The 5,961-nt window shown below is 49.1% G+C and carries 7 protein-coding genes; all 7 read left to right on the plus strand.

Annotated features, from left to right (window positions below; all coding sequences use genetic code 11):
• Positions 1-94 precede the first annotated feature (94 nt).
• Positions 95-985, plus strand: coding sequence for a hypothetical protein (locus IEV54_RS17145; RefSeq protein WP_150279457.1), 891 nt, complete (start codon positions 95-97; stop codon positions 983-985).
• A gap of 844 nt (positions 986-1,829) precedes the next feature.
• Positions 1,830-2,183: a hypothetical protein gene (locus IEV54_RS17150; protein ID WP_150279455.1), complete on the plus strand. Its 354-nt coding sequence runs from the start codon at positions 1,830-1,832 to the stop codon at positions 2,181-2,183.
• Between the two features lie 175 nt (positions 2,184-2,358).
• Positions 2,359-3,120, plus strand: a complete 762-nt coding sequence (locus tag IEV54_RS17155) for an ankyrin repeat domain-containing protein (RefSeq protein ID WP_188434493.1) — start codon at positions 2,359-2,361, stop codon at positions 3,118-3,120.
• A 510-nt stretch (positions 3,121-3,630) separates the two neighbouring features.
• Entirely contained in the window at positions 3,631-4,332 is a 702-nt protein-coding gene (locus IEV54_RS17160) for a hypothetical protein (protein WP_150279448.1), read from the plus strand.
• A gap of 88 nt (positions 4,333-4,420) precedes the next feature.
• Positions 4,421-4,843 carry a hypothetical protein gene (locus IEV54_RS17165; protein ID WP_150279449.1) on the plus strand — a complete coding sequence of 141 codons (423 nt, stop codon included), beginning with the start codon at positions 4,421-4,423 and terminating at the stop codon, positions 4,841-4,843.
• Between the two features lie 83 nt (positions 4,844-4,926).
• Complete coding sequence (locus tag IEV54_RS17170) at positions 4,927-5,451, plus strand: hypothetical protein (RefSeq protein WP_150279450.1); 525 nt, start codon at positions 4,927-4,929, stop codon at positions 5,449-5,451.
• A gap of 101 nt (positions 5,452-5,552) precedes the next feature.
• Entirely contained in the window at positions 5,553-5,795 is a 243-nt protein-coding gene (locus IEV54_RS17175) for a hypothetical protein (RefSeq protein ID WP_150279451.1), read from the plus strand.
• Positions 5,796-5,961 lie beyond the last annotated feature (166 nt).

Raw genomic sequence — 5,961 nt, forward strand, 5'->3', positions numbered from 1 at the left:
GCGAGAGGCTTAACAAGTCGCTCTTGTCGGACAATTTCTTCACCGCTTCGCGGCTACAAAATTGCCGCAAAGCTCTGCGTTAGAGATTACCTATATGAGTTACGACCTATACTTCAAACCTCGAAACGATTCCTTCAGTGATGAACTCTTTCACTCCTACTTCCGTGATCGGCCAAACTACAAATGTGAGGGTGCCCAGGCGTGGTACGGCAATGAGGATACTGGGGTCTATTTCGTATTTGAGCTTCAAACAGAGCAGCGGAGCGAAGAAGATTACGATGACGATGAGCCACTTGAGCATTTTCCTGTCGCGCTAAATATTAACTACCTACGGCCAAGTTACTTCATCTTTGAAGCAGAACCCGAGGTAACTGCGTTCGTCAAACACTTCGATTTTCTCGTCTCTGACCCGCAAATGAAAGGCATGGGCGAAGGTGAATACAAGGCAGAAAAGCTCTTGTCTGGATGGAATTTCGGAAACGAATTCGGATACGCATCCTTCCTGAAAGATGAAAACAACCGAAGCGGTGTTTCTCACCTTCCCGCTGAACAACTTCAGAACGCATGGAGGTGGAACTGGTCGCGCTCTCAAGTGCAGGCACGTGTTGGGGAGTCAAAATTCGTTCCCCGCATCATGTTTTTGAACTTGAGTGGATCACCCGTAACAGCTGCTGTATGGCCCGATGGCATTTCCGTGGTCGTCACACGCGTCGATTACCTTTGCGTTCCCCGCAAAGAACTAGCACCTACAAAGTTCTTCCGCAAGAAAGAAGATACAACATTCGTCGAATGGGATAAGGCACTACCAGTCTTGCTTAAGCACGGAACACAGAACAACGATGGTTCAATCAGTTTGAATTACATGACACCACCTTCCGATGTAGTGAAATTTATTCAGTCACTGCCGAGCGAAAACAGAGCCATCGAAGGCTTATCTGCAGATAGGGTGTTGGATCGTGAGATTTATGAGCGCAGCGCTGTCTAACAATTCCGTCGAGAGGGACGTCCCAAAGCTGCGTTTTGGGTTCCCTCCGCCTGCGGCTCCGGCCGCCCCTCACGTCAAACGTTATGTGTAAAAGCAGATGAAAAGCGCCATCTACGCACTACTATTAATTTCGACGATTTTCGTGGCCATTATATATGCCATAAACGAAGTTACCGTCTCAAATGCCTTTGCATGGCTTGGATTTTCGATCGCTGTAGGTTCTATAGGCTATTTCATGGTGTTCGCACCGTACGGATTACGAACTCATACGACTGTGTTTGGCCGGCTGCAGAAATATAGGCACCCAGTAGCAGAAGTCCCTGTAAAAGCTGTAGGGCTGATTTTGGTTTCAACCATTTTTTGCTTAGTTATTAGCTTTGGTTTTCATTTTTATGCCACCTAAAACACATAACCAATCACTGCATGGGACCGCTTCTCCGCCGCTCCGCGGCTACAAACCGGCCCATGAGTTCACACGTTATATGTGAGCACAATGGACGTAGTTAACAAGTCTACAGTTAAGCATTTTTGGATCGGGACATTCCTTGCTTTCGTTGTAGCCCTGTTGCTATTCGAATGGCTTGCCGCATTGGTTATCTTCTGGGCGCTACTCGCTATGGGAGGAGTTATACCTGCAGTAAGGAAGTATCAACGGGCTTACTCGTTGCAGTGGGGTGTCTGTTTCGGCCTGGGCCTTGGAATTGCCACGCTAATATTTGGACCTTGGAATTTTTATGCCTAAATACACATATAACCAGTCGCTGTTGCCGGACAATTTCTCCACCGCTTCGCGGCTACAAAATCGCCGCAAAGCTCTACGTTATGCCTTGGGTTGAGACACCGTATGTACACATACACAAAAAATGATCGTACTGAGCAACTGAATGAGCTGTGCTTGGCTTTGAGTAGGCTTATCCCAATTGCTGAGAAATATGCTCCAGGTAATTTGCAGCAATACGAAGGTGCAAAAGCAGAAGCCGACTTCCTGCTAACTAATGGATTCACTCAAGAAGAACTTTCAACGCTTTCACGAGAGGTTCCAGATGTGGTTGATCGGCACCGTGATTGGGAGTCTCAAATATTGGAACAACAGGAAGACGGCACATGGTGTGAGCCCAGCTGGTTCGTTGAGCTCGAGGCCGTACTTCAGCCAGCTTTAGAGGCAGCAGGTGTCCTGCGTCGGCTGGGGTACTACTAATGCACAGCCAGAAAGGGCATAACCAAGCAAGGCACGGCGACGGCTTTTTCGTTGCGGCTTCGCCTCCACTACAAAGCCGCGCGTGCTTGCGGCGTTAGGTGTCCGCAAGAAATTGGGGTCAGTTCAGATGAGCTGTAATTCCGCGCGGTACAGTCATGCGTCAAAGGATTATGCAATGCTGAAATTTTGTAGGGTGATCCTTCTCATGGCCATGTTATCAGGGGTGAGCAGTTGTGCCGCCGGGCAGAAGGTTGGTGGTATGACTCCTCAACAAGCTTTTAGCGAGCCACTAGTTGCTGAGCTGGTGGTAGCAGCTACTCAAAATAATTTTGAGAAGATGGATGAAAAAGTCCAGGCTGGAGTTGACGTCAATACGATCGGTGCTGATGGGGTTACTCCGTTGATCTGGCAGGTTTATTTGAGAAACACCAGGGGCGCGGAGAAGTTGCTGAAGCTGGGAGCAGATCCGAATTACCGTGACGAAAAGCTGCGCGTCTCTGCACTGTATTTAGCTGTCGACGCCAACAGAGTTGATCTTTTAGATGTGCTGCTTCGCTACAAAGGGGACCCGAACCTGATCGGGCCTAACGGAGACAGTCTGTTGCACCAAGCTGTTATGAGGTTTTGTGCGGAGTGTGTCCGGCTGCTGGTTGAAAAATATCACGCAAACGTGAACGTACAGGGCAGCAATGGGGATACACCCGCGAATGTAGCCGTCGGCATGGGCAAGTTCGACCTAGTTGTTTATTTTTTGCAGAAGGGATTGAATGAAAATCTTCAGAACTTGGCCTTGGATGTTCAAATAATTAAAATACCGCCCGAATCGAACGGAATGAAACATAAGCTTCAAGTTATAGATATGCTTAAAGCGCGGGGCGTGCAGTATCCTGATCCGCGATATCGCCCGCACCAGCCCCCTCCGGGGTGGAAGCCTTGAATGCAAGAATGCCGGGTGTCGCGCGGTAATGGAGTGAGATCAACATCAACACTCGGCGGTGACTGCTTGGAAAATAAAGCACCTAACAATCGGCACCACAGTGACCGCTTCTACGCCGCTTCGCGGCTACAAATCGTCACGTGTGCCGGGCGTTATATGTGAGCACAATGGACGTAGTTAACAAGTCTACAGTTAAGCATTTTTGGATCGGGACATTCCTTGCTTTCGTTGTAGCCCTGTTGCTATTCGAATGGCTTGCCGCATTGGTTATCTTCTGGGCGCTACTCGCTATGGGAGGAGTTATACCTGCAGTAAGGAAGTATCAACGGGCTTACTCGTTGCAGTGGGGTGTCTGTTTCGGCCTGGGCCTTGGAATTGCCACGCTAATATTTGGACCTTGGAATTTTTATGCCTAAATACACATATAACCAGTCGCTGTTGCCGGACAATTTCTCCACCGCTTCGCGGCTACAAAATCGCCGCAAAGCTCTACGTTAGCGAATAGGAACTATGGGATACCTTTTAGCCTTCTCGGTTGCCAAAGAATGCGCAGACTCCTCAAAGTTGGAAGAGCTGCCACAGTCTCTTCCTTGGAAGGTCTTCGGGACTGAGCAATTTCCGGAGAAACTCGTTGATGTCTTCGACTTCAGAAAAGACTGGGAATATCCTTTCAGTTCTGTACCTGCGGTGAAGGATATACCGTTGCAATTTCCTGCCCCCCTTGGTGCTCTCAACGAGCTTTACGACGAATTGAGGAAAAAGAACCGTGCCAATGGTTTTAAACGTGCTTTTATCAATCTAAACCTACAGCTGAGCCAACTGCTGTCCACGGAGGTTCTGAGTGTAATTTCTGACGATGAAGGCACCGACCTCGCTTGTGTTTCAGTAGATGGTCAATTGAAGAAGCTGCGCTTCCGCGCAGGAAAGATTGAGGCAAATTGGTCCCGTGAGATGGGCACTAATTTGGATAAAAAGTCCTCAAGTCGATTGCACAAAATTGCTGAAGACGAGTGTTTCGAGTTTTTGAACTTTAGGTTGCCCATGTTCGGCTTCGATGGTGCATCCGATTCTTTAGAGCTTGAGATTCTTAATTCCTCCCCACCGCTGCCGCCGTCACCGCCGAAGCCACCTAGAGGGGGCTGGGTGGCGCATGAGCGGAGATTGAAAGAACAGGCTAGAGCAAGCAGGAAATGGTGGCAGTTCTGGCTTTGAGATCGCTAACAATCGGCTGCACAGCGACCGGTTCTCCGCCGCTCCGCGGCTACAAACCGGCGCGTGAGCCGGGCGTTAGGTATCCAAGATGAGCATGGGCATTACCGAAAAGGAACTCATACAGCTTCGTGAAGCTGCAGAGAAGATGCAGCGCTGGCACCACCATTGGGCGATAATGCGTTGGTTTGCATTACTAGTGGGAATACTTTCAATCGCTCTCTCGATATATACCTTCATACAAATTGAGTGGTTGGCCGACCAGAATTCATACGCATCCCTGGGTTTAGAAGACTCGAAACTTGTCTCTCTACTTGGCAGTATGATCGATATGAGGGCGGATCTTCTTCGTACGGAATTGAAAATGTATTTTGGCCTAGTAATTTTTGGCGTTGTTGGCCTGAACTGCATCATCTTAACGATAATTTCTTGGCGCGGGCCGCCAATGCAGCGTTATTGGCTGCCCTTGATAAAACATGTAGTCGAGTCAGAGGACGAATCGAGAAATACCTAACCATTCGCTTTTGTCGGACAATTTCTCCACCGCTTCGCGGCTACAAAATTGCCGCAAAGCTCTACGTTAGCTAGAGGTAAGTCATGCTCCGTATTATTATAGTTATTTCGGCTCTTTTGACCCTGCTAAGTGGCTGCGCCACTACGCCTACTACCACCCTAGACACCTCTCCGAACTTCAAGCCGGCACAGGCTGCGCAAGCGCATCCTCTTGAGATGTACCTGCACTCCGGACGACTTCTACGTTCAGGAGATATGGATGAAGCTGCGTTTTGGTTCTATGCCGGCCAGCTTCGCTACAGAGTTCACTTAATGGCGCGGCCCAATCTGCCACCAGACCAAGATCTCGCGCTTTTTTCTTCCTTGAACTCCACCCTTGGCCAGGAAGTGAACGAGTATATTGGGGGGAATCCGTCAGAGTGGGAGCAGGTCATCGAGAATGTATTGAGCTGGGATGACCAAACGCCAAATGATTTTACGCCTAAAGACAAATTCCCGTCAGCGCATCGTGAAGTACGCGCAGGCCTCCTCGAATTGAAGGAGATGATCCATAAAAATCATCAGGAGATTCGTGAAGATCGGGCTTCTGCAGGACTTGAAAATCGCTAACAATTCGCTGTTGTCGGACAATTTCTCCACCGCTTCGCGGCTACAAAATTGCCGCAAAGCTCCGCGTTATGTGTACATGAATTCCAGCTCGGAGATCGGTAATGGAAAATGATTTTGAACTCGAGATGAGCTCCCTATGCCAGAATCTGACCGCTGACGGCAAAACCGTGGAAGTGGAAATTTACCGTGGCGACAAAGGTGGCTGGCTCTTAGAAGTAATAGATGAGTTTGGAACTTCCACGGTATGGGACGACGAATTCGATACAGACCGCGCAGCCTTGGAGGAAGTACAGGCCACCATCAGGGATGAAGGCATCGATGCCTTAATCGGCATTGACTCGTAGGCCTCGGTGAAACAGACACATAACCAGTCACTGCACGGGACCACTTCTCCGCCGCTCCGCGGCTACAAACTGGCCCGTGAGTTCGGGCGTTAGCACTCTATGAAATACATCGACAGTAGAAGCCATATTGGCTATGGAATGTACAAAAATGTATCTGAACTGAAAC

This window comes from Halopseudomonas salina, assembly GCF_014637955.1.
Taxonomy (GTDB): Bacteria; Pseudomonadota; Gammaproteobacteria; order Pseudomonadales; family Pseudomonadaceae; genus Halopseudomonas; species Halopseudomonas salina.